The 20608-nt window shown below is 40.9% G+C and carries 16 protein-coding genes; 9 read left to right on the plus strand and 7 right to left on the minus strand.

Annotation, left to right across the window (positions count from 1 at the left end):
- The first annotated feature begins 52 nt into the window (after positions 1–52).
- The 6 genes from ACZ5QV_RS07455 (at position 53) to ACZ5QV_RS07480 (ending at position 6608) form a co-directional block, all read left to right on the plus strand.
- Positions 53–1924 carry an ATP-dependent nuclease gene (locus ACZ5QV_RS07455; protein ID WP_464601910.1) on the plus strand — a complete coding sequence of 624 codons (1872 nt, stop codon included), beginning with the start codon at positions 53–55 and terminating at the stop codon, positions 1922–1924.
- Positions 1925–3586, plus strand: coding sequence for a UvrD-helicase domain-containing protein (locus ACZ5QV_RS07460; RefSeq protein ID WP_464601911.1), 1662 nt, complete (start codon positions 1925–1927; stop codon positions 3584–3586). It begins immediately after the preceding gene.
- Between the two features lie 36 nt (positions 3587–3622).
- Positions 3623–4036 carry a nucleotidyltransferase substrate binding protein gene (locus tag ACZ5QV_RS07465; RefSeq protein WP_464601912.1) on the plus strand — a complete coding sequence of 138 codons (414 nt, stop codon included), beginning with the start codon at positions 3623–3625 and terminating at the stop codon, positions 4034–4036.
- Between the two features lie 166 nt (positions 4037–4202).
- Complete coding sequence (locus ACZ5QV_RS07470; protein WP_464601913.1) at positions 4203–4481, plus strand: nucleotidyltransferase family protein; 279 nt, start codon at positions 4203–4205, stop codon at positions 4479–4481.
- Positions 4482–4696: 215 nt separating this feature from the next.
- On the plus strand, positions 4697–5929 hold the full coding sequence (locus tag ACZ5QV_RS07475; RefSeq protein ID WP_464601914.1) for an RNA-guided endonuclease InsQ/TnpB family protein: 1233 nt from the start codon (positions 4697–4699) through the stop codon (positions 5927–5929).
- Positions 5930–6287: 358 nt separating this feature from the next.
- Complete coding sequence (locus ACZ5QV_RS07480) at positions 6288–6608, plus strand: nucleotidyltransferase family protein (protein WP_464601915.1); 321 nt, start codon at positions 6288–6290, stop codon at positions 6606–6608.
- 66 nt (positions 6609–6674) lie between these two features.
- Here the strand turns inward: ACZ5QV_RS07480 and ACZ5QV_RS07485 are convergent, their stop codons facing one another.
- Positions 6675–6812: a hypothetical protein gene (locus tag ACZ5QV_RS07485; RefSeq protein WP_464601916.1), complete on the minus strand. Its 138-nt coding sequence runs from the start codon at positions 6810–6812 to the stop codon at positions 6675–6677.
- A complete protein-coding gene (gene mmrce1, locus ACZ5QV_RS07490) occupies positions 6813–7646 on the minus strand; it encodes an MmRce1 family CPBP family CAAX prenyl protease (protein ID WP_464601917.1) in 834 nt (277 codons plus the stop codon). It abuts the gene before it with no gap.
- Between the two features lie 930 nt (positions 7647–8576).
- Here mmrce1 and ACZ5QV_RS07495 point away from each other — a divergent pair.
- Positions 8577–11396 carry a HEAT repeat domain-containing protein gene (locus ACZ5QV_RS07495; protein WP_464601918.1) on the plus strand — a complete coding sequence of 940 codons (2820 nt, stop codon included), beginning with the start codon at positions 8577–8579 and terminating at the stop codon, positions 11394–11396.
- Positions 11397–11509: 113 nt separating this feature from the next.
- Here the strand turns inward: ACZ5QV_RS07495 and ACZ5QV_RS07500 are convergent, their stop codons facing one another.
- On the minus strand, positions 11510–13015 hold the full coding sequence (locus ACZ5QV_RS07500) for a VWA domain-containing protein (RefSeq protein WP_464601919.1): 1506 nt from the start codon (positions 13013–13015) through the stop codon (positions 11510–11512).
- Positions 12999–14408: an AAA family ATPase gene (locus ACZ5QV_RS07505; protein WP_464601920.1), complete on the minus strand. Its 1410-nt coding sequence runs from the start codon at positions 14406–14408 to the stop codon at positions 12999–13001. The genes ACZ5QV_RS07500 and ACZ5QV_RS07505 overlap by 17 nt, the downstream gene beginning before the upstream one ends.
- A gap of 871 nt (positions 14409–15279) precedes the next feature.
- Between ACZ5QV_RS07505 and surE the strand changes: the two genes are divergently transcribed.
- Positions 15280–16071, plus strand: a complete 792-nt coding sequence (gene surE / locus ACZ5QV_RS07510; RefSeq protein WP_464601921.1) for a 5'/3'-nucleotidase SurE — start codon at positions 15280–15282, stop codon at positions 16069–16071.
- A gap of 117 nt (positions 16072–16188) precedes the next feature.
- Here the strand turns inward: surE and iscB are convergent, their stop codons facing one another.
- The 3 genes from iscB to moaA form a co-directional block, all read right to left on the minus strand.
- Positions 16189–17499: an RNA-guided endonuclease IscB gene (gene iscB / locus ACZ5QV_RS07515; protein ID WP_464601922.1), complete on the minus strand. Its 1311-nt coding sequence runs from the start codon at positions 17497–17499 to the stop codon at positions 16189–16191.
- A 247-nt stretch (positions 17500–17746) separates the two neighbouring features.
- Positions 17747–17917 (minus strand): hypothetical protein, encoded by a 171-nt coding sequence (locus tag ACZ5QV_RS07520; RefSeq protein ID WP_464601923.1) that lies wholly within the window; start codon positions 17915–17917, stop codon positions 17747–17749.
- A 24-nt stretch (positions 17918–17941) separates the two neighbouring features.
- Positions 17942–18979 (minus strand): GTP 3',8-cyclase MoaA, encoded by a 1038-nt coding sequence (gene moaA / locus ACZ5QV_RS07525; RefSeq protein ID WP_464601924.1) that lies wholly within the window; start codon positions 18977–18979, stop codon positions 17942–17944.
- Positions 18980–19235: 256 nt separating this feature from the next.
- On the opposite strand from moaA, the gene ACZ5QV_RS07530 reads away from it, so the two are divergent.
- Positions 19236–20555 (plus strand): cobyrinate a,c-diamide synthase, encoded by a 1320-nt coding sequence (locus tag ACZ5QV_RS07530; RefSeq protein WP_464601925.1) that lies wholly within the window; start codon positions 19236–19238, stop codon positions 20553–20555.
- The last annotated feature ends 53 nt before the right edge of the window (positions 20556–20608 follow it).

The following is a 20608-nucleotide window of genomic DNA, read 5'->3' on the forward strand; positions in this document are numbered from 1 at the left end:
CTGCAATTATATTTGTTGGTTTATTTTTAACTTTCAGGTAGTGTGAATTTTCATGTATATTTCAAATCTAAAAATTAAAAATTATAGGAACTTACTTGATTTCGAAATTAATTTGAATCCTTTTACAGTAATAATTGGAGAGAATAATTCTGGCAAGACTAATTTACTAAATGCTTTAGGGTTGATATTTAGCAGTGAGATTGCTTTTTTCAAAAAAAGAGTACTAGAAGTAGATGATATTCACTACAAATCAATTTATAATTTTAAAAAAGCTGTTGCAGACTTATCTATTCCTCCTGAAAAAATAGAATTTCCTGAAGTAAAGATAGAAGTGACAATGAAGGATTTTAATTCTGATCAAGAAGCAGTTGTTGCAGATTGGTTTATTGATCAAGAATTAACGGAGTCTAAATTAACATATGTTTTTGCTAGCAGGGATCCTAAAAAGAATGAATGGATTAAAAAGAAAAGACAATTCTTGGAGAAGATCCCGGAAACAGAATCTGAATCGAGTACTGATTTTTTGCAGAAGAAAATAGACATGATAGATTTTCCAATAAAAAGCTATGATTATATTATTTATGGTGGATTGGACGAATCAAAACAGGCTGATGGATATTTTTTGAGAATGCTTAAAATGGAATATTTAGATGCCTTGAGAGATGCAAAAAGAGAATTGGTTGCAAGTGGAGATTATAGACTCTTATATAAAATTTTAAACAATCGAGATGAAGAAAAATTTGCAGACATAAAACAAGAATTAAATTCTTTTGATCAGGCAATAAAAAAAAGTGCTGAATTGAAAAATATAAGGTCCGACATTGAAAAATATCTTGATAAGATCTCATTATATGACGATTCTGAGAGTAATTGCATTAATTTTCAGTTTTCTTCTATTGAAATCTCTGAATTACTAAAGAAATTAAGTTTAATCTATGGTAGTGATCCTGTCAACGTGGAAAGAAACGGAATGGGAAGAAACAATCTTCTTTATATTTCAATAATTATTTCTCACCTTTATACTAATTCTTTACAGAACGACAATATCTTCTTTAAATTAATAGGAATCGAAGAACCTGAGTCACACTTACATCCTCATTTACAGGAGCATATGGGGAAAAATTTCCAGTCAGAAGTTGATGACTCTAAACAAATAATTGTGACTTCTCATTCTACTCATATTATAAGTAAATTAGATTTAGATAACTTGGTTGTTTTGTATAAAGGTAGTAACGGTGATATTCAAAATCATTATGTTTTATCCAATTTTGGATCAACTGCTGAAGAAAGAAAAACAATTAGATATTTAAAGAAATATCTAGATGCAACAAATTCAACGTTGTTTTTTTCAAGAAAAATAATACTTGTGGAAGGGATAGCTGAACAATTACTTATTCCTGTATTTTTTAAGAAAATTTATGGAAAAACGATAGAGAAAGTTAGATGCAATGTAGTAAATGTAAATGGGCTTGCTTTCAAGAATTATTTAGAGATTATAAAAAACGGTTACTTTGTTAAATGTATAGTGTTAACGGACAGTGATACGGGTACTAAAATAGAAAACAGAGCTGCTGACCTCCGGAAAAAATACAGTGATTGCCCTTTTATATGTATAAACAATACAGAAGAGCCTACTTTTGAAAAAGATCTTCTCAAGTTTAATTCAAAAGGCGTAGGAAAAGAATTATTAATCAAGGCTTTTGAAGAGACAAGACCTAAACTAGGTAAAGAATTCAGGAAGCACTTAGGGGATCCTGTTGTTGATATAAAGTTTTTTTTGCAATATTTTTTTGAAAAGATAGAGGATTATAAAGCAGAGTTCGCGTATAATCTTGTTGATATCTTAAATAGTGATTTAGAAGTCGAATTTAATGTTCCCCCTTACATTACAAATTCTTTCTGTTTTCTTATGGAGGATCAGTAAATGAGTGATCCTTGTAGGCTTTGCAAACTAACTCTAGCGGGGCCAGGTGCTGGAAAAACAACTAAAATGATAGATGCTGTAGAGAGTTGCATTTCAAATCTAGATTCGAATCGTCATATTGCAGTGATAACTTACACAAATGAGGCTACCAAAGAGATTCAAAGCAAACTCAAAGGTAGAATTGAAATCCCCAATAATCTATTTATTGGGACTATCCATAGTTTTCTTATAAAATTTATTTTTGAGCCTTATGCTCATATTTTTGATATAACAAATGTTGATAAATTTTATATAGATAAAATCGAGCTAAACCCTGAGCATAAAGAGAGTCTGTATAATAAATATAAATATAATGCTGCTAAAGCCATAGAAAAAAATACTACCATCAAAAGAGCAGAAGAGGTATTGGGATCTGGATTTGTTATATATGATCAAATATTGGAAAAAGCACACAGTTTAATTTTAAATGAAAAAATACGTTCCATTGTTGCGAATAGATTACAATATATTTTCGTAGATGAATATCAAGATTCTAGGTTTTATCAACATGACATTTTAATGAAAATTTTCCTTGAGGAAAAAACTTCTATTTACGCTATTGGGGATCCAATGCAAAGTATATTTTATTTTTCATATGGAACTAGTCAATTAAAGAATGAACCAATTCCTAAAAGCTATGATCAACTACCTATCAATGCATTGAAAAACTTGTGTAATGAAAAAGAAGGGACAAATGAAGGGTTCAGTTGTTTGATTTCAGAGGAAAACTACAGATCTCGTCCAAATATTGTGACGTTTATTAATAATTTTAATATTATATTTCATCAAAAATCGGTGCGAAAAGACAATTGTGTTCCTGTAGTATTTATAAATGAAATCAACATTGAGAGATTGATTGAGACATTTTTGAATCTAAAAGAAAAGTATAATATTAGAGATGAAGCAGATGAAGTAAATTGTAGAATTAACAGTCTTTTTTTATCTTGGAAATGGAATTGCTTTGAAGAAGTAGGTCAAAAGTTTGAGATATCGAGAATTTCAAACGATGATTGTAATTCCAATCTGTTATTTAGAGAAACTTTAAGATGCATTCTTGGAATGATTGGAAAGAGCAAAAAACAATTAAATGCGGATTTTGGAATCAATGAAATTATGCTAAGAAAATTTGTTTTCAAAGTCTTGAACGATATTCTATCAGATACTCATCTCCTAAAAGATATTTCCACTATACAAAGTAACATCATACAAGAATTCGTTGAAGAATTTGATATAGATCGTACTGAACTAAAAATAAACCAAAGCTTATGTTTTACAGAATCATTAAAAAAAATTTTGGGGAATAGTGTGCCACAAAGCTGTAATGAATACTACTATTCTACAATCCATAGTGCTAAAGGATTGGAAGCTGGATCTGTATTAATTATTGCTGAAAATAAAAAATTATTGAATAAATGGTTATCAACAAATGAAAATGATTTTAAAAGGCATGATGGTGACAATTATAGACTTGGTTTTGTTGGATTTAGTAGGGCACGAAACTTTTTATGCATTGGATGTTTAGAAAATATTTTCCCAGATTTTGAGAACAGATTGAGTAATCTTAATGTTCTAATCGAGCCTCCATTGAATAAGCCTCAAAAAACATTTGATGATTTTTTTTAGGTAAATTTTAAAAAATAATTAGTAAATATATAACTCGTGCAAAACCTGAACCTCAAAACCAAAACCGCAACAAAATCCCTAACCTCCTTCCAAGAGATCCTCTTGGAACCCAACTCTCCAATCATCCGTGATGCAGCTTTACTCAGGTTCGAACAGAGCGTCGAAATATTCTGGAGACTCCTGAAAAACTACCTCTGCGTTCATGAAGGCCTTTTATGTGAGTCGCCCGGGTCCTGTATGAGAACAGCTTTTAAAGTCGGCCTCATGTCCGAAGCTGAAATGGTGCAAGCCATTAAAATAATTGAGAAGAGGGAAGAAATTGAGAATATTACTAAGAATGTTAACTTTGAGGAAGTCGCAGAAGAAATCTACCACCAGATAGGAGATTACTGGAAACTGATGGATTCGGTTTGCAGGCGGGTTATTGAAAATCTGGGTTCTGAAACCTGACCTGTTTTTTTTTGATTTTCGATTTTTAAAATTAGGCGGCGGCCGTTCAGTTCTTTTATGTTCCTCGGGTTTTTCCTGCTCGGGACAAAACAGATCGAAGACAGTCAGTTATCCCTGCCCCGTTTTTCAGGACAAATATTTAAAGGCTTGAGGTTGAGTATTAAGCATGGATGCTGTCGTGACCTTGAAGGAACACGAGAAAATAATCAGGCGGAAATTCTCTGTTAAGAAAATCGGAGTCTTTGGATCTTTTGCTAGAGGTGAAGAAAAGGAAAGCAGTGACCTCGATGTTCTTGTCGTTTTTGAAGAAGGGAAGAAAACATTCGATAATTACATGGATCTGAAATTTTATCTTGAAGACCTTTTTGGCCGGGAAGTTGATCTGGTTGTCGAAAGTGCACTTAAGCAGCAACTGAAGGACATCATAATGCGGGAAGTTGTATAGTACGTAATAGCACCCAATAGATATAATTAGTATCAATATTACATTATATAATATCCACTATATATGCAAAAGAAGTGCTCAATCTGCTAAAGGTATCAAGAAATACATTAAGCATCAGAAATATTTGACGAAATAATTTCAATGCTTCATTATTATTCTGTGAAACATTATAGCAAAAGAAAAGAAAAAAGGTTAGAAATCGAGGTCGAGCCAAATTGATAATTAAACGTGTTGAGCAAATCCAGTTTCATTCCAGGGAAATAGGGGATTTGTGCCATAAGTCCAAAAACCTGTACAATTTCTCTGATTATATTATCAGACAGGAGTTCTTCAATAACGGAAAATGGATCAGGTACAATAAACTTTATGGGCTTGTGAAGTCCTCTGAGCCTTACAAAGAACTTCCTGCTAAATCTGCTCAACAGACTCTAAAAGTACTTGACCGTAACTGGAAATCTTTTTTCGAAGCTTTAAAATCTTACAAAAAGAATCCTGAACTTTTCACAGGCAAACCAAAGCCTCCAAAGTACCTGGAAAAAAACGGGGAATACCTGTTAATTTTTACAAATCAACAGGTCAGGATCAAAGACGGAGTGCTCAAGTTTCCCAAAGTAGTTCCGTTATCCATTCAGACAAGACTTCCTGATGATACTAATTTGAGAGAAGTCAGGATCATTCCAAAACACGCAGGATACACCTGTGAAATTGTTTTTGAAAAGGAAATCGAAGACCCCATACCTCTCAATTCCGGTCGAGTCCTGGGAATTGATCTTGGAGTTGTCAACCTCGTAACCATTGGAAACAATTTTGGAGAAAATCCAATTATTGTTAAGGGCGGGGTTGCCAAGTCAGTAAACCAGTTTTACAACAAGCAGAAAGCAAAGCTCCAGAGCACTTATGAGAAGCATGGAATCAAGACCGGAAAGGGTGTAGAAGTACTTACCCATAAACGAAACTCACGGATTAAAGACGTACTCCACAAACTGAGCAGGGCAATAATCAACTATGCTCTGGAAATGAACGTGGAGAATATCATTATCGGAAGCAACCCTTTCTGGAAACAGAAAACCAACATGGGCAAGAAAAATAATCAGAATTTTGCTCAGATCCCTCACAGTACCTTTATTTCAATGGTCGAGTACAAGGCTGGAGAGGTTGGAATTTCGGTTGAACGGATCGAAGAGTCCTATACAAGCAAATGCTCTTTCCTTGATAATGAGCTAATGGAACACCATGAAGAATATCTCGGAAAACGGGTCAAAAGAGGGCTTTTCCGAAGTGCCACGGGAGTTCTTCTTAACGCTGATGTCAATGCAGCATATAATATGATTAGAAAAGCAATCCCTAATGCCTTTGCAGAGGGGATAGAGGGTGTTGTGCTTCACCCTGTTAGTGTTAATCCACTATACAAAGAACAGTTTATATCACAAATTCATAATAGTTTGTGATACTAATTAGGACTTTTCATAGCATATGCCTGAGAGAATTATTTATTTTTATTTCTGGTTTTTTCCTGCTCCAGCCTAACCCCTCTGGACAAAACAGGCCGAAAAAGCAGCCAGTTATCCCTGCCCCGTTTTTCAGGACAAATATTTAAAGGCTTGAGGTTGAGTATTGGTCGTCTAGTGCTGCATGGTTGATGTTTTCCGGTTCAAGTATCCAATGTGTCTTTTGCTTGTGTTTTTTGACTCCTGGTGCAGGTTGATTCCGGCCGCAGCAAAAAATTAAAAAATGGGGCTTAAGGCTCCATTCTGATTATTTAAAACAATATCAACCGAATACAAATGGACCACCTGAGTATTAAACATGGCAAAAAAGAGTCAGGTCACACTCTCCGGGGATGCTACAAAGTTCATGGATATTTTACGTGAGCATTTAGCGGAACTTACCCGGAAGTACAGGGTCAGTTATCTTGGGATTTTCGGGTCCTATGTCAGAGGAGAACAGGGGCCTGAAAGCGACCTTGATATTCTGGTGGAATTTGAAGAGGCCCCCGGTTTTTTTGAGTTTGTCCGGCTTGAGGACTATTTGAGTGAAGTTCTGGGTGTTAAAGTCGATCTCGTGATGAAATCGGCCCTTAAGTCTGCCATTGGAAAACATATTCTTGAAGAAGTTGTGGAAGTATGAAAGAAATAAGAGAGTGTCGAGATTATTTATCGGATATTTTCGATTCGATCGAGAAAATCGATTATTTCACCCATGGAATTTCTTTTGATTTTCCCCGGTCAACAAAGCAATCATGGAAATCATCAATCCGGAAATTACAAACATTAAGGCAATTCCCTTGCCCTCTCCTACACCAACAATAGAACCGGCTGTTTCAACTGACATTTAGTTAGCTCCGGCGTTAAGGTGATCTTTCGAAAAAAACATCTCTTTGTCCAGTGCAATAATAACAGCTGCAACAATAAATAGAACCCCTGTTTCAATACACTTTGTCGTCTGAGATATATTCAGCGTCTCCTGAGAGATATTAACAAGAAAGTGAAAGAGGATCGCTGCAGGAATACTTTTTCTATTTTTTATGCAGGTCCAGCTGATGATCATTCCCACAGGGATGATGCTGACAAAAAAATTCACGCCAAACAGGATGTTTTCATGAAAAATCTCATACTGGTAGGAGTTGTTGACAAATATCAGCGGAAAGTGCCAGAGCGACCAGAGTATGCTGAAAATAAGCGATGCCGTAAAGTAAGTGTAGCGGCTCTGCAAACTGTCAAAGGCATATCCTCTCCAGCCGAGTTCTTCAAAGCTTGCGGCAAGCACAAGAAGAAATAACACAGGGACAAATCCCGATGAAAAAGAGAAACCTTCAGCAAGTTGAAATTGCGAAACGGACCCCCCGACCGGAAGCGAAAGCAAGATAGACGCCAGAACAGAGAGCGGCATTAATAAAAAAAATACCGGCAGCATTTTTGGTTGTATTAGCCTGAGATTGATAAGCCGGTTAACAAAATCCTTTTTTAAATCCAAATTTTTTGACGCAAAGATCATACCAAGTGAGATCAGAAAAGACGCCATCAGTCCGGGCAGCATAAATAACATATACATCCCGCTTATATCATCCTGAAAACTTACATACGCCCCTGCAAACCAGAGAGCATAGGTCGCTATAAAGGTCGCAGCAAAATAAACCCTGGGTTTGTATTTGTAGTTAGGAATCATTTATCCTCCAGATCTTAACTGTCATGGCCCTGTTTTTATTTGTTTTCCAAACATTTCTACCCACCCTTTTAGAAGATTTCTTTATGTGGCTTACCTGTGGATATGGTGTAAAGTCATTTCGCACTTTTTTTGCAGGTGGAGGAATAATTCTGCTATTTTCTCTTTTTTTACTGGAGGAGAAATGGAATTTCTCGACTGAATGATAATTATGAAAATGCAAATAGATGCCTGATTTTCTGGGATGCGTTTTATAATAAAAACCACGGAACTCTTCATTTGTGAAAGATAAGCCTACAAGTTCATTTACTTTATAAAATAAATGGTTTTTTGGGACCGGGTTTTCGTAAACATCAGGACTGTAAACAAATGTATTCTGCGGTTCATTCTTTGGGGTGTATATCTCATCACATAAATATTATATATCATTGGTAATAAATTTGTTAAAAGGAATACTATATAAACAAATCGATTAATTTCAAAACTGGCGAAAAAAATTAATCAGGGTTTGAATAATGATTTAACAGTCTGGTGACTTTTCCGACGATCTCTTCTAAATACCAAACAAAAATCAGAATATTTATTAAGATATACATTAACTTTTAATTAAAGTTGTGCTGGCGTACCCCGCAGCAAGCTAGCAGGGTATTCGACTTACATGAAATGCTGGCGGAAACAGGGGATAAGAGAAAAGCTGTTGGAAATATTTGTTTTGAATCATTATCAGGAACATTAATTGGAATAAGTAGTCGGAAATTATATTCATTCAATGAATCGGCGACAAAAAACAGTAGTAGGACCGATAATCGAGACCGATATTCAGATCGATTGTCGATGTCTGTAAATCATGAAAACCGATGGTTGGTACTAAAAACGGTTGGTGAAAACGTGATCGATCAAGAAACCCTACACGACAGAACTTTAAACCCATTTATGGAAGAAAAAATCGACGTCCTGAACCAGTTGAGTGCTAATTTTGAATTCCTCTCTAATAGGGAGCAGGCTTTCGATGATATGCTCAGGCTTTCCTCAGATAAGGACAACCTTGTAGCGGAAAATGCAGTCAAAACTCTTGAATTGGTTTATCCTCATGTGTTGGACAGGAAAAAGCTCTGGACGAAACTTGCAGGTCTCACGACCAGCCAGGCTCCGAAGGTGCGGAAGGCAGCGATGCATGCCCTTGCTTCTTCTTATACCCTTATGCCCGGAGAACAGATGGTCTGGACCGACTTTTTGAAACTTGCAGGTTCCGAAACCGATTCTGTAAGGGAATATGCTTTTTCCTGCCTCAAATCGGTTTTCCCTCTCATCCCTGATAAAATACAGGCATGGAAAGACCTGTTAGAGCTGAGGGAGTCTGTGGACATGAACACCAGGGTTGGGGCTACCCACGCTCTCGGAGTGGTATTTTCGCACGTTGAAGACCAGGATAAAGCCTGGAACGAACTCTTCAAGCTTGCTCTGGAAGAGAGAGGCGATCTTCAGAAAGAAGCTTTTAAAACCCTTGCTTCCGCTTTTATCCGTTCCCGAAATAAAGAAACGGAATGGCAGGACCTTTTAGGGCTGATTGCCTCTGAAAAGGGGACTCTTCGACGGCATGCGGCAGATACTATGTTTCTGGTTTTTCCTCACCTTCCAGACAGGAATAGAGCCTGGTCTACCCTTCTAAGGCTCAGCGGATCTGTAGACAGTCATGTGAGGGACAGGGCAGCGGACTCCATTGCTTCGTTATTTCTGCACCTTGAGGATAAAGACAGTGCCTGGAAAGACCTTACCGAACTTGCGGGAAGTCAGGTCAGCTATGTACGGGGAAGAGCTGCCGATACCCTTGTCCAGGCTTTTCCGCACGTCTCCGACAAGAAACAAGCCTGGGATGACCTTCTCCGCCTGACAAACGAAAGCCACAGTTATGTGATCAGGCGGGCAGCACATGCCCTCGCTTCTGCCTACCCCCACATTGCATCCTATGAGGAAGCTTCTGAAGACCTATTGACGATTACAAGAAAGCCTGCCTTTGCCCGCAGGAGTGTAGCGTATTCCCTCGCTTCTGTCTTCAAGGAAGGAAATGTAGAAGGCCCGGGAAATCCGGGAAAACAGCTTTCAATCGAACTTTTGAAATTGACCGTTGATGAGGACAGTTATGTCCGGATGGATGCTGCCGACTCCCTTGCATCGGCTTTCCCGCACCTGCCGGAAAAGAGAAAGATCTGTAACAAACTGCTAAACCTTTCAGCAAACCCCAACCCCATACTTCGGAAGGGTGCATCCGTGTCCCTACGATATCTCTTTTCCCGGCAAGGAGCCCAGAATACAGGCATGAATGAAGGTTCAGAACAGGACATAAAAGCAGGTTCAGAACAGGACATAAAAGCAAGCCTGGGACAGGAAATAATGACAAATGTCTGGGGGGAGGTTTTGCGGATGGGTCTCGACCAGGAATCCCCTGTCCGCAAGGATGCTGCCGACCTTCTCTCCCTGGTCCTCCCCCTGGTGGAAGATAAAAAGAGTATTTTTTACAACCTTTCCGAGCTCTGTTCAGGCCCAGACAATTACCTCCGGCAAAGTGCATCGGACCTGCTCGCCCCGGCCTTCCCCTTCGCCGAGGATAAACAGGACGCCTGGGGCCGACTTGTGCAGCTTTCATCCCACTGGGACAAAGATGTCCGGAAAGGGGCCGCAAAGGCTTTTGCTCCTTCTTTCTCGCTGGTCCCGGACAAAAAGAAAGCCTGGGCTGATCTCCTGTCCCTTACGAACCACAGGGACAGTTCTGTCCAGAGAACAGCTGCCCGGGCCTTTGAGTCTGCCTATAAGGTGTATCCCTACCCTCATCAGGCCCTGGAGAGCCTTGGGAAACTAACAGGTTCAGGGTGCGCTTACGTGCGGAAGTATGCTTTCCGCTCCCTCGGCATAGCTTCCCTCCATGCCGCGACAAAGGCAAAATCCGAAGCCGAATACATACGCAGGCTTAAAGAAGCCGTTCTGGATTTCAGGAATTCGGCCGAAACAGCTTCCAATCATCCCCTTCCAGGTTTCTACCTGAACTTCTACGAAGTCTTCCTAAACCTTCTGTCTGCTGGATCTTCCAGAAATATCTCAGTTTTTTCCGATCCTTCCGAGATTGGCAGGGAAGAGTCCGAGAAGTACTTTTCAGCCATGGTCTGTGAAATGGGGGATACAGAAGAAATCGATGCCCTCTCCAGGACGTTCAGGAAGTTTGAAAAAATCCTTCGGGATGCTGCCGAATCCGGTTCAACCGACTTTGCTTTTAGGAAGAAGCTTCTTGAATCTTCTCTCCGGATCTTTGAGGATTCCTGTGCCCTATTCGAGCGGGCTGAAGAAGAAGTCGTCCTTTCAAAGAAATTTGAGCAAAAAGGACATCCTGCCCTGAAGCAGAAGGTTTCGGAACAGAGAATGAAAGACACCCTTGAGGAAATCAGGACAAAAGCCCGTTTTGCCTGCTTCCTGGTAAAAGGAACTTCCTCCGAAGAAATCGCCTCTGCCGTCAGTCGCGAAGTCCGGGACTGGGCTTTCGAAAGCTCAGCCGACAAAAAAGTCCTCATGCAAAGAATGGAATCCCTCGAAACAATCATCCGGGTAAATATCCCAGAAAGCCCTGAAAACAGCCATATCTTCGACCGCCTTGAAGACATCAAAAAAGAAAAATATCTCCTTTCCCGTTGCAGGATAGTAGCCCGCCTCGTAGGCCAGGTGCCAATGGCTGTGATCCCGGCCGAAAGGGCGATTGGATTTTGAAAAGTTCATGAAATACTTTTGAAAGTTTGATGAAAGGGCTCCGAAAAGGCCCTGGTATTTTCTTTTTTTATTCAGTTAAGTGAATTTTAAAAAGTGGCTCTTTTCTGGTTCCATTATTTCTGGGTAACCCATTCAACTACATTGTTAATTTCTGAAATACCCCCACTTAGAGGGTCATATGTCCAATTCTTATCAAAAACATCTTCATCAACACACTGACTGCCAGAACTACCGATGAACAATGCAAAAAAGTGATTACCCTCCTGTTTTTGCTTTTTGCACTGGGAAACAATATCAGAAGATAAACCATGGAGAACAAAATCTGAAATAACCAGTAAATCCGCTTTTTTATAATCAGCTTCCGACATCATCCGTACCCCCTCGTGTAAAGCCGGTGCAACATTGGTGCCCCCATGAAAACTCATTTTAAGAAAGTTTATCAAATCATGAATGCCTTTCGGAGGGGTAAGATCAAGGGTCTCTATTGAAGTACTGAAATTTATCAAATAACATTTTCTCTTTTGAGAAACCGCTCGAGATGACAGACTAAGAGTTAAGACTTTAGCTATATTCTCCGGAGCACCTGACATAGATCCACTTGTATCAACACAGATAATTATCGGCCCCATCTTTTCATCATCAACAACGCTTACGGTTTTCTGAATGTTCTCTTCAATGATTTCTGTTTTGTAGCCCTGTTGAGAAAAACACATCAGTCTATTTTCAATATATTTCAGGTCAAAAAGTAATGCAATATCAGGGTCACTTAATAGAGCCAATTCCTGGGGGATAACATTTTCTAAATCTCTACCAAGCTCAATACCAACAATCTCTTCATTGGAATATATATCCGGTTTTATAACAGAGTATTGAACGGTTGAATTAATAAGCTCTTTGTGATGAGATTGTTGTTCTTTATGCAATCTTCCCATTAGTTCACATAAATTACGAACGCTTTCATTATTTTTCAAATATTCTGCCCATTGTTTAAGAAAAGATATGTCTTGCGTCCTTAATTTGCCAACACTTGAATCCCACAAAAGTCCAGGCTCAATACCCAGCTCATCAAATACCTCTTTCATTTGCTGTAAAGGGTCAAGCCATTCTTTTAACTCTTTTAACAATTGTTCCCGGCGATTTTGGATTTCCTTGAGTTGCCATTCAAGTAATTGTTTTTCATATTCTTTTCTCCATACTTCTTGTTCATTCTTGCGAATAGCATTGAGGCTTTCTATGAGTGGCTCTATCTTTTTTTCCTCTTTCTCCTTTTCCTCTATCTTCTTTTCCTCTATCTTTTTTTTCATAGCAAGTGTTTTTTCTTCCCAAAACATAACATCTGCTGATGGTTGGAGTGACTTATATTCCTCTAAATCGCTTATAATTGACTTTTCAGAGCCACCATGTGCCCGAAAATCCCATTTAGCAGAGACTAATTTAGACCGATGTTTTTCAAAAGGGTTTGTGTTTTCTAAATAACTGAGAGTTGACTCCTCCCAATTACTAATTTTTCTGCTCAATTTTTTTTCAAGTTCTCCACTATTTAGATCAGGGAAATCTTCTAAAAGAAAAGTATTGACTAATTCTTTTGTTTTAGCAATTTCACTATTTGGAGATTGCATAAGCTTGCACCTTTTCCAACAAACGCTCGGCATTCAATTTGTGGTTTTCCAAATCTTTGAGAAAAGAATTGAATACATCAAACACTAATTCTCTTTTTTCTGAAGGTACAAATGGAGTATCATTCAATTTTTTTTGAAAATCGACATTAGATTTTGTGTTATTAATAATTTCTGCAAGTGAACTCAAAGAATCTTCACAAGCTTTAACAAAAGTACCTTTAGTCCTTGAGTCCACAGCCTTTTGACTTCCCTTTTTAATTTTTATGGGTGGAGTCGAATCAAACCATTTGACAAATGAATCGTTGTCATAACCGGAACTCCCACCATAATTTAACACATCTTCTTTTTTCTGGGTGTCATAAATATTTTCCGTATAAAAGAATGTATCAGATATACCTTTTTCAAGGTCTTTATGGTTCAATTCCCAGCTATTTAACTTCTCATTGTTAGCGCAGCCAAACTGTTTCACACATTTTTCAATTACTTCATTAATTGGCTCTCTATTTTGTTCAAGTGTCCACAAACAATGTCGTAATATAAGGGCATCAACGGTTATTACCTCAGTGCGGTCACACAAAAATGCAGATGTTTTCAAAATGAGGGCAATTTTCTGCCACCTGCGATCAGAAACATAAACTGCAATTTTGGGATTCTCTTTATTAAATTCATCAAGTGAAACTCTGATTGAATTTATGATGGCAAATACCTCTTTGGAAATCGTTACTTTAACGATTTCAATGGAAAGTTGCTCAAACTCATCGTGGGAAAACTGTAGACCATCTGGAATTTCAATATCAGTAGGGACAGCATCTCCAGCAAGTAGTTTTTCAAAATTCTCTCGTTCTTCCATAGGATTTACTATTATTCGCATTACAAAACGGTCATAGAGAGCTTCTAATCCTTGATTGGGCGGTGGAGTCTCATTACTTGCAGCAATCAATGCTTTTAATGGAACTTTTTCGTCTTTTCCGCCATTGCGATAAATTCGCTCATTTATAATAGTCAAAAGTGTGTTTAAAATGGCTGGACTACTTTTCCATATTTCATCAAGAAAAGCAAAGTCAGCAGTGGGTAAGTAGCCTTCTGTTTTGCGAATGTAATTGTCCTTTTTTAGTTCTCGAATACTAACTGGTCCAAAAACATCTTCAGGAGTGCTAAATCTTTGCATCAAATACTCAAAATGAGTTGTATCTTTAAACACATTTGATATACGACGGGCGATTAGACTTTTCGCTGTGCCTGGCAAGCCATATAAAAAAATTGACTGCCCGGAAAGGGCTGAAAGAAGAGAAACTGCAATGATCTCTTCTCGTTCGTACAGTCCATCAGAAAAGATATCAATTAAATCTGTAACTCTTTTTTTCATGGAATTATTTGCTTGTTGATGATCCATTTTTTATTTCCGCCCCCGGTGTTTGGTTTCTGATTGGGATTTAGTTGTTTACCACAAGTGACTTGATTCTGATCGTATTGCTTATTCGTTTCTGATGAGCTTTAATCTCGTATTTCGGTCCCCTTTCATAAAACAGAACTCAATTCCAGTTGTTTTTGCGGAGATAGCACATTGCAACACTGAAGTCCGGCTTTCTCAGGCCCGAAACCATTTCAACGCTCTGGGAAGGGATTTCTCCTCCTTTTGCAAGGCAGGCAGGGGTAAAAGCAACGGGCCTGCTTACGTTGATCTTCCTAAATAATTCTATTATTTTATATATTATCGAGTCAATTAATATAAATATACACTCATGTTTTATGTTTAATATTTTTCGATTTCTACATTGACTTTAGACAGTCAAAGGTATTTACATATTTGTAAAGAGGTCTGGAGCGTGGTTTTCAGGGGAAGGGCCTTGAAATGATTGAGAAGAGAGAAGAAATCGAGAAGATTACCGAGCATGTTAACTTTGAGGAAATCGCAGAAGAAATCTAGCACCGGATCGAGAATTACTGGAAATTGATGGACTCGGTTTGCAGGCGGGTTATTGAAAATTTGGGTTCTGAGACCTGATCCGGTTTTTTGATTTTCGATTTTTAAAATTAGGCGGTGGCCGTTCAGTTATTTTTTGCTTTTTCGGGTTTTTCCTGCCCTGACCTCGCTCCGCTCGGGACAAAACAGACCGAAGACGGCTATTTTCCCCTACCCATTTTTTCTAAATTATCCCATTCATCTTCCGTATCCTCGTCCCTTTTTGAGCCAGACTTCTCCTGTGAAGGACTCACGTAAAATTCCATTAATTATAAATCATCAAGAAACTTAAGAGTGGATCATGGCCCCTAAAATCCTTGTTACCAATGATGATGGTATTTATTCCACAGGCCTGAAAGCCGCATACGACAGTGTGGCCGACCTTGGAGAAGTTACGATTTCAGCCCCGGCAATGCAGCAGAGCGGAGTCGGACGTTCGATTTCCATTTTTGAACCCCTCAGAATCAAAAAAACAAGTATAGGAGAAATCCCTGCCTACGCGGTCGGGGGAACTCCCACGGACTCCGTAATCCTCGGAATTTTCACGATCCTCAAAGAGCTGCCCGACCTTGTACTCTCCGGCTTCAACATCGGGGAAAACATAAGCACGGACACGATAACGACCTCGGGGACCATTGGGGGAGCCCTTGAGGCCGCAAGTTACGGGGTGCCGGCAATTGCGGCTTCCATGCAGGTTCTTGATGAAGGGCTGAAATTCGACGACCCGCGGGACTACCATAAGGAACGCTTCGAGACCGGAATCAAGGTCGTAAACAGAATCGCGAAAAAAGTCCTCAAATACGGAATGCCGGAAAAGGTGGATCTCCTGAACGTCAACATCCCCTACCACGCCGAAGAAGACACCCCCATAGAAATCACCCGCCTGGCCCGGAAAATCTTCAAGACCGCCGTAGAAGAACGGCACGATCCGAGGGGTCGGCCCTACTACTGGATTGCAGGGGATCTGATTCGGGAAGAAGCCGAAGGGACCGACGTGCATGCCATTATGCAGAAAGAGCACATTTCGATAACCCCAATTTCCCTGGACTCGACTTCTCCGATTGACTTTTCCGAGATCGATAAATATATCTGAAGAAAAAAGTATCTGGTCTATCTTGAAAAAAAATGAGAATTATAGGAATGGAAAGTTAAAGTTTTAAAAAATTGGATGTAAACCCCCTTAACTTCTGATTTTGGGGCAATTCACGGATCAACAGGCAGGAAGCCCGGTTGCTTTAGCGCCGGGAGGAATGCCGTACTCATCTGCCGAATATTCATAGCCATCTCCTCTCTGTACCACTTTGAAGTATTTTTTATTAATTCCTTGTGCAATTCTTTTTCCTTCCTTGTTCTTAATGTCAAAACTGCCCGATTTCCTACAAGCAATGGAGCCAAACCAGATTCCTTTATACTTCCCTCTGGGTACAACAGCTTTGACTGTATCGCCAGTTTGAAATCCGAAAAAGGTTTTTTGCCGGGGCAAGTATGACCGTGGAAAACCGTACTTATCGAGATTTGTTCTTTTATATTGCCCTCTTCCCTTTGTTTTGATGTGCAGTACGCTGTTTGTTGCAAACCTGATTGTTTCTGGTGTGGATTCGCCTACAAAAACAGCATCAAAATGGTGATCCTTTTGAATTCCTGCTTTGATCCTGTTCATTTTTGTTCTTGCACCCGTACCGCATTCTACAGGAAGGCCCGTTCTCGTCAATACTTCAAAAACCTTCCATCTGGTGGCAGTTACAATCGCGGCATCTTTAAGTGGTTTTTTGACCAGTTCGTGTACTTCCGGATGTCCGAATTCTTCCGCCGTTCTGTTTCCTTTCTTCTGGTTACATTCTCTGCAAGCTAAAGTTAGGTTAGAAATCCTGCTTGAGCCGTCTCTACTTTTAGGAATAATATGCTCAATTTGCAAAGGAACGTTTTCAGCTCCGCAGTACACACATTTTCTACCAAATTTTTCAAGCAGGTATTCCCGGACCTCATAACCTTGCAGCTCTCCCTGCTGATACTCAATTCCACTTATCTCAGGGTTTTGCATGAGTTGAGTATCAAACTTGCAGTTTTCATAGGAAATATGTGTCAGTGGGCATAGTTTCCTGAGCCTATCGGCCCAATTTCCTATGTTATCTACACGACTTTGCAGGGATGGAGGCAGCCAGCCTTCCCTTCTTTTCCGGTTCATGAACCTCGGTTTTCTGTATCTGGTTTTGCGCTTTCTTCGGGTTCTCCTCATTGCTCTTCTGTCATCAAGTTTCGTTTTAATTCCTGTCTTGTGATGCAGTTGGGCCGTCCAGACTACCGTTGAACAGTTCAGGATAGCAAGGCCAGTATGACGGCTTCCGTAATCTATTTTGAGCCGAAATTCTGAATTGTCCTTAGACTCTTTCAGCTCTTTGAGTCGGATTGTAAAGGGATATTTTTTGTGAATAACCGCTTTTCCCGCTTTAAGCAGTTTTCTTGCAACTGCTTCGTGGCAGGGACTTAAAGGCTCTTTGTTCTTGTTTAGTACGAATGCCATATTTGGATTTCTCCGCTCTGCTTTGGAAACGAATTTCCGTGACAGGTAACGCAATTTTTAAATTGTCTCCCCTCGCCAATGTTGGAAATGCTTGTCAGGCGTAGTACACCGTCCCTACCTCCCAGGACTTTTAATACTACACGATAGAGCTGTAAACTGAGGAAGCATTTGCAGGTATCATGACATTTCTAACGTAGTCAATTAAGACTTAGGCTGGTCAACCAGGGCTTATACAAGCCCCATTGCTTCAGCGTGGGGTATTTGACTCTTCTTTTTCAATTTTTAAGGAAACTTCTTTCCAGTTCTCATCCATCCCGTGCAGGCACTCAATTACGCCACCGACAACATTAGTCAAAACTTTACTGACGAAATCGTTCATCGGGACTTTCTTGCCGTCGATTACCAGTTCTACTTTCATTTATTTCCTCCTTGATTACCGTCTTCAATTACTGTCATCTGCCGAAATTCCTGAACAGTAATACGGTTTTCGCCTGCTGACCGCAAGCCTGAGCAGTTTTTCCATCTCTTCCGGCCCATCTGCTCCCATGGCGTCCACAAGGTTGCCTTTTACCAGCAGGCAGGGCTTGAGTTTCCCGTCTGCGGTGACTCTGAGTCTGCTGCAGTTTGCGCAGAACTCCGAGTTGTCCATGGGCTGCACGAACTCGACCTCGACCCCGTCGATAAAGTACTTTTTCCGGTGGTGCAGGTGCCTGACTTTGACTTCACTTGCTCTTTCCTGAAGACCTTTTTCAAGCGCTTCCGCATCGATCATGTAGGGGGTGAGGGCGGGGTCGATGTCCATAAGTTCGATGAGCTGCAGGATAACCTGGCCGTTGTAGGGCCGGACAAAATCCATCATGGCATCGATTTCGTCATCGTTCACCCCTTTGAGGAGCACCATGTTCAGCTTTATCGGGGTCAGGCCGACCTCCACCGCACGGTCAATTCCTCTGATCACCTTTTCAAGGATTCCGGAAGAGGCTCCCGTTATTTTCTTATATTTTTCGGGGTCAAGCGAGTCCAGACTCACATTCACTCTATCAAGCCCCGCGGCTTTCAGGGTTGCCGCCCGTGCTTCAAGCATGACTCCATTCGTGGTTGCCGAAACCTCTTTCAGGGGTGGGAGACAGGCCAGGATCTTCTCAAAGTCCTCTCTGAAAAGAGGCTCTCCGCCCGAAAACTTGACTTTACGGACCCCGAACTTTACAGCCGTGTCCACTATGTTGCAGATCAGTTCGGCAGGCATCTCATTTTCACCCTTGCCCTTTACACAGCACTCCGATCCCTCGTTGTGGCAGTACATGCAGGAAAGGTTACACCTCTCGGTGATGGAAATGCGAAGTCCTGTTACCTTGCGCCCGTAAGGGTCCACAAGAGCTTTCTCTGTTTTTTCTGCTTTCTCTGCAATCTCTATTTTTTCTTCTCGGCCTGGAATTCTTCCCGTATTCTCAAATTTTTTTTCGACTTTTTTCGGGTTCATAAAACCTCAACAGGAAACCCCTTAGTTTTTACTCGGGGGTAGTTTACGTTCCTGTTTTTTAATATTTTTTTACGATAAAAGTTTCTTATATGGGCGATATGTTTAACTGGATATATACCTATCCCCGGCTATTATTTGGTGGTGAGGGCCGGTTATTTTTGATTTTTTTGTTTTTGAATTTTCCTTTTTTCTTGCCGGAACCGGTTTTCCTGTGGAGCCGAATAAATATATATTAATTGTGCCCAATGATAAGCAAATGACAAAAGGAATACTTATCGCAGGAACCCATAGTGGGGTCGGAAAAACGACGGCCTCCATGGGCGTAATGGCTGCCTTCAAGCACAGGGAGCTTAAAGTCCAGCCCTACAAAGTGGGCCCGGACTACATTGATCCGTCCCACCACACCGCCATTTGCGGAAAGCCTTCCCGGAATCTGGACACCTACATGATGGGAACAGATGGGGTCAGGGAGACGGTTTCGAAAACCTCCGGAGATGCTGATATCGCGGTCATCGAAGGGGTCATGGGCCTCTTTGACGGGCTGGACTCCACGGAAATCGCAAGCTCGGCACATGTCGCAAAGACCCTGGACCTGCCTGTTGTCCTGGTAATTAACGTGCACGGCATGTCACGGAGCGCGGCTGCTCTCCTCAAAGGTTACTCCTCCTTTGACCCCGAAGTCAGGGTTGCCGGAGTAATCCTGAATAAGGTCGGAAGCCCTCGCCACGGGCAGATGATAAAAGACTCCCTTCCCGGTGACATCCCGATTGTCGGCATGATCCCGAGACAGAAGGATATCGAGGTCCCCTCCCGGCACCTCGGGCTCTACATGGCCCACGAAAAGGACTACAACACGGCCGAAATGGCGAAGTTTATCGAGGAGAACGTGGACCTTGACGCCATTCTTGCCCTTGCGGAACCCTGCTCGGTCCCGGAGCCGAAAGAATGCCCGCAGCCCGAGGCCGATGTCAGGATAGGGGTAGCCTATGACCCTGCCTTCTGTTTCTACTACAACGACATGTTCGATGCTTTCCGGGCCAATGGGGCCGAGCTTGTCTTTTTCAGCCCGATGGAAGGAGAACTCCCGGACGTTGATGGGATCTATTTCGGAGGAGGCTACCCCGAACTCCACGCCGAAGCCCTGGAGGCCTCAAAGTCCACCCATCAATTAAAGGACCTTGCCGCCGACGGTCTCCCGATTTATGCGGAATGCGGAGGCCTGCTCTACCTCTGCGGGAGCTATGAGGTGGAAGGCAAAAGCTACAAAATGGCCGATGTCGTGCCCGCGAACACCCGCATGACAAACCGGCTCAAGGGCCTTGGTTACACCGAAGCCCGGCCTCTCGACAAAAACTTCTGCGCCCATAATCTGAAGGGCCACGAGTTCCACTATTCCCTCACGGAATGTGACCGGGACGCCAGGTTCGCCTATGAGATGCTCAGAGGCAAAGGTATCCAGGACGGCTTTGACGGGCTTGTCGAACACAATGTCCTTGCAAGCTACATGCACGCTCACCCGGCAACCTTTCCGGTAGAAAAGTTTGTTGAGAAATGCAGGGGATACAGGAAAAGATAAGCAGGACAAAATAAGCAGGAGAAGCTAAAACAAAAAAAAAGTTAAAGGGTCAC

It is taken from the genome of Methanosarcina baltica, assembly GCF_055394095.1.

Bases quoted from the DNA above. Each gene is read 5' to 3' on its own strand.
- moaA (WP_464601924.1), bottom strand. From the start codon at position 18,979: ATGAACCCGAAAAAAGTCGAAAAAAAATTTGAGAATACGGGAAGAATT.
- ACZ5QV_RS07470 (WP_464601913.1), top strand. From the start codon at position 4,203: ATGGATGCTGTCGTGACCTTGAAGGAACACGAGAAAATAATCAGGCGG.
- ACZ5QV_RS07505 (WP_464601920.1), bottom strand. From the start codon at position 14,408: ATGGATCATCAACAAGCAAATAATTCCATGAAAAAAAGAGTTACAGAT.
- ACZ5QV_RS07520 (WP_464601923.1), bottom strand. From the start codon at position 17,917: ATGAAAGTAGAACTGGTAATCGACGGCAAGAAAGTCCCGATGAACGAT.
- ACZ5QV_RS07500 (WP_464601919.1), bottom strand. From the start codon at position 13,015: ATGCAATCTCCAAATAGTGAAATTGCTAAAACAAAAGAATTAGTCAAT.
- iscB (WP_464601922.1), bottom strand. From the start codon at position 17,499: ATGGCATTCGTACTAAACAAGAACAAAGAGCCTTTAAGTCCCTGCCAC.
- ACZ5QV_RS07495 (WP_464601918.1), top strand. From the start codon at position 8,577: ATGGAAGAAAAAATCGACGTCCTGAACCAGTTGAGTGCTAATTTTGAA.
- ACZ5QV_RS07460 (WP_464601911.1), top strand. From the start codon at position 1,925: ATGAGTGATCCTTGTAGGCTTTGCAAACTAACTCTAGCGGGGCCAGGT.
- surE (WP_464601921.1), top strand. From the start codon at position 15,280: ATGGCCCCTAAAATCCTTGTTACCAATGATGATGGTATTTATTCCACA.
- ACZ5QV_RS07530 (WP_464601925.1), top strand. From the start codon at position 19,236: ATGACAAAAGGAATACTTATCGCAGGAACCCATAGTGGGGTCGGAAAA.
- ACZ5QV_RS07480 (WP_464601915.1), top strand. From the start codon at position 6,288: ATGGCAAAAAAGAGTCAGGTCACACTCTCCGGGGATGCTACAAAGTTC.
- ACZ5QV_RS07485 (WP_464601916.1), bottom strand. From the start codon at position 6,812: ATGTCAGTTGAAACAGCCGGTTCTATTGTTGGTGTAGGAGAGGGCAAG.
- ACZ5QV_RS07455 (WP_464601910.1), top strand. From the start codon at position 53: ATGTATATTTCAAATCTAAAAATTAAAAATTATAGGAACTTACTTGAT.
- mmrce1 (WP_464601917.1), bottom strand. From the start codon at position 7,646: ATGATTCCTAACTACAAATACAAACCCAGGGTTTATTTTGCTGCGACC.